The sequence below is a fragment of the Vibrio sp. 10N.286.51.B11 genome (genome assembly GCF_041469245.1).
GTDB classification, from domain to species: Bacteria; Pseudomonadota; Gammaproteobacteria; order Enterobacterales; family Vibrionaceae; genus Vibrio; species Vibrio crassostreae_C.
The window spans coordinates 107,414-110,916 of the sequence record NZ_JBFRKI010000030.1 but is presented as its reverse complement, the minus strand read 5'-3'; the positions used below and the strand labels follow the sequence as shown (position 1 = coordinate 110,916).

Genomic DNA, 3,503 nt, shown 5'->3' with positions numbered 1-3,503 from the left:
ACATCCCCCGTTGTCACAAAGCACTATTTTTAAGCGCTGTGAAAATTATTTGTAATAGCAATTTCAGGTTTTAATTGAACGCATACTTAGCTCTCATCAATGGCAATCCATTGTTATGCCCAATCGGCTTGAAAAGAGAGAAGTATTTCACCTGTTTTTTTATAGTTTACTTACCCTTAAGCCTAGTCTTCCCCATAAAAAATGCCATGTCTGTGCGAAGAGACATCTTTTCGCAAATCCAAGTATTCTTTCAAGGCTTAAAAACCCTAGTCAAAAGTTAGTAGGATGCTGATTAATATGCAAATGAGCGCGCAATATAAATACACATCTTCGTTTTATAAATATATACAGTAACAAAGTTGATAAATCATTAGCGAATACAGGGTATTAATAGCGGTAAGCTCTGCATCCTTAGTAAAGCAGAGGCAAGTCCCATCTTTGAGACACCTCTCAGAATCAATGTGATGATTTTTCGCTCACAAACCATGAGATAGACCGTAGAATACGAGCCTTTTAGCCTATTAGTTCACAGCCAAGAAAAGACTACTTACTGAGATGCGAGAATAGAATTTTTGTTGCTCGACAAAACAAAAAAGCCCACTAAGTTGAAACTTAGTGGGCTTTAAAATCAGTATGTAGCGTTACGCTTTTAACAATCAAACACTATGATTTAGCGAGGCGGTTCGCCGTCCAAACGTAAAGCAGCTCTAGAGCAATCGTCGCACCAGCCAATGCTGTAATCTCGCTTTGGTCATACGCAGGTGAAACCTCAACAACATCCATACCAACCATATTAATGCCCTGCAAACCGCGGATGATTTTCAGGACTTTATCTGAGTTCAAACCGCCGCATACTGGCGTACCTGTACCCGGAGCAAAAGCAGGATCCAGACAATCGATATCAAACGTTAAGTACACTGGCTTATTACCAACAATACCTTTCACTTGAGCAATGATCTCGTCAACGCTCATGTCATTGGCTTGCATCGCATTAATGACATTGAAGCCGTGACCTTCCTGCTTGTACTCTGTACGAATACCAATTTGCACTGAATGTTCAGGCGAAATTAAACCTTCATTTGGCGCATGGTAGAACATAGTACCGTGATCGTAACGACTGCCCTGACTGTAAGTGTCAGTGTGCGCGTCGAAGTGAATCAGAGCCATCTCACCGTACTTCTTGCCGTATGCTCTTAACAAAGGCAGTGTAATGAAGTGATCGCCACCTAAACCTAACAGAGTTTTACCACTATTTAGAATCGCATCAGCAGCCGCTTCTAAACGTTGAGTTAAATCTTCAGCATCACCGCAATCAAACACAAGATCGCCAGCATCAATCACCGAGGTATGTTCAAATACATTGAAGTCCCAAGGAAACTTTTTTCCTTCCCACGCCAAGTTTACTGACGCACGACGAATCGCATCAGGCCCCATACGAGCGCCCGGGCGACCCGACGTCGCCATATCTAACGGCGCGCCCAACACAACCACGTCAGCGTCGTTATCGATTGGGTTCTGCACCAGTGGACGACGCATAAACGTCATCGCATTGGAATACAGCGAGTAATCTGGTTTGGTAAATAGATCGTTCATTAAAAATCCTCAAGATAGGTGTAACCCATCAAGCCTTGCTCTAACTCTTCAAGTACGCTTTGTTGCTCTTGTGCTGGTACTTTCGCCGTGACCAAATCTCTGTAGTTCTGACGAATCAGATCTGTATCGATGTGAACATAACGCATCATGTCTTCAACCGTGTCGCCTTCGTTGATGTAATCGATGTTCGCTTCACCGCTTTCGTCAACGTTGACCACTACGCTGTGCGTATCACCAAATAGGTTGTGCATATCGCCCAAGATCTCTTGGTATGCGCCTACTAGGAAAAAGCCCATCAGATAAGGTTCATCTGGGTTCCATGCAGGAACTGGCAGTGTTGTTTCAATACCTTGACCATCAACGTACTGATCAATCGTACCGTCAGAATCACAGGTGATATCCAGTACTACAGCGCGTCGCTCGTCCGCATTATCCAAACCGCTCAGTGGCAACACAGGGAACACCTGATCGATACCCCACGCGTCTGGCAACGATTGGAACAACGAGAAGTTCACGAAGAACTTATCTGCTAGACGCTCGCTCAACTCGTCCAAAATAGGACGGTGGTAACGGTTCTTAGTGCTCATACGAGAGCTAAGTTCGTAGTTAATACGCAAAGACATCTGCTCTGCCCAAGCACGGTGCTGAAGATTCAGCATGCCTGTTGCAAATTGGTTGTGCGCTTCTGCGATATCACTCTGCGTGTCGTTATAGATCTCGATCAACGCTCGATCATCGTTACCTGCATCTAGTTCTAAAAAATTCTTCCACATGTTATTTAGCAACATTGGTGCATCAACTTCAGGCGCAGCCATATCTTCCGGAGAATAGCTTTCTGTACCGATCACGTTAGTAACAAGCACAGCGTGATGCGCAGTCAACGAACGACCAGATTCAGAAATGATCACAGGTTGTGGCTGATTGTAGAGCTTACAGATATCCCCTACTGTCATCACAATATTGCGAGCGTACTCAAGCAAGCCGTAGTTCATTGAGTTTGAAGATTGACTGCGTGTGCCGTCGTAATCAACCGCCAAACCACCACCAACATCTAAGTACTTCAATTGAGCACCGATATCGCGCAGTTCACAGTAGAAACGAGCCGCTTCACTCACACCATTTCGTACATCACGAATATTCGCCATTTGCGAGCCAAGGTGGAAGTGCACGAGCTCTAGAACATCCAGTTGATCTTCTGCTTTTAAACGTTCAATAACAGTCAGCACTTGTGATGCAGACAAACCGAACTTCGACTTCTCACCACCACTTGCTTGCCATTTACCTGCGCCTTGAGAAGCAAGACGAATACGCAAACCTAAACGAGGTTTCACACCAAGCGCTTTCGCTTCAGAAAGAACAAGATCAAGCTCAGATAGCTTCTCTAGAACGATAAATACTTTATGACCTAGCTTTTCGCCAATAAGAGCAAGACGGATGTATTCTCTGTCTTTGTAACCGTTACACACGATCACCGAGCTCGCTTTTTGAGCCAGTGCCAATACCGCTAATAGTTCAGGCTTGCTGCCCGCCTCTAAACCAAGCTGCTTCTGCTCTAATTGAGCTTGGCTCGCTAAGATCTCGTCAACCACTTCTTTCTGTTGGTTAACTTTAATCGGGTAAACAAGTAGGTAACGGTTATCGTACTGATATTCGTCGATCGCTTGGTTGAATGCGTTACAGATATTGTGCACACGTTGATGCACGATTTGAGGAAAACGCACAAGAGCAGGCAAACCAATATTTCTCTGCTCTAACTGTTTTACGATCTGACTAAGAGGAACTTGATGATCGGTTTCGCTCGGTGAAACATACACCTCGCCATTATCATCAATTCCATAAAAACCTTGGCTCCAGTGCTTTACATTATACTCAGCACGGATGCGTTCCAAATTAACCGAATTTTCCAATTC

Annotated in this window: 2 protein-coding genes; both read right to left on the bottom strand. The window is 44.4% G+C overall.

Going from position 1 to position 3,503, the window contains the following annotated elements:
- Nucleotides 1–663: 663 nt before the first annotated feature.
- The gene (speB, locus tag AB4154_RS15825; RefSeq protein ID WP_102456477.1) at nt 664–1,593 is read right to left on the bottom strand and encodes an agmatinase; all 930 of its coding nucleotides are present in this window, start codon (nt 1,591–1,593) and stop codon (nt 664–666) included.
- The gene (speA, locus tag AB4154_RS15820; RefSeq protein WP_371692027.1) at nt 1,593–3,500 is read right to left on the bottom strand and encodes an arginine decarboxylase; all 1,908 of its coding nucleotides are present in this window, start codon (nt 3,498–3,500) and stop codon (nt 1,593–1,595) included. Before speA ends, speB begins: the two co-directional genes overlap by 1 nt.
- Nucleotides 3,501–3,503 lie beyond the last annotated feature (3 nt).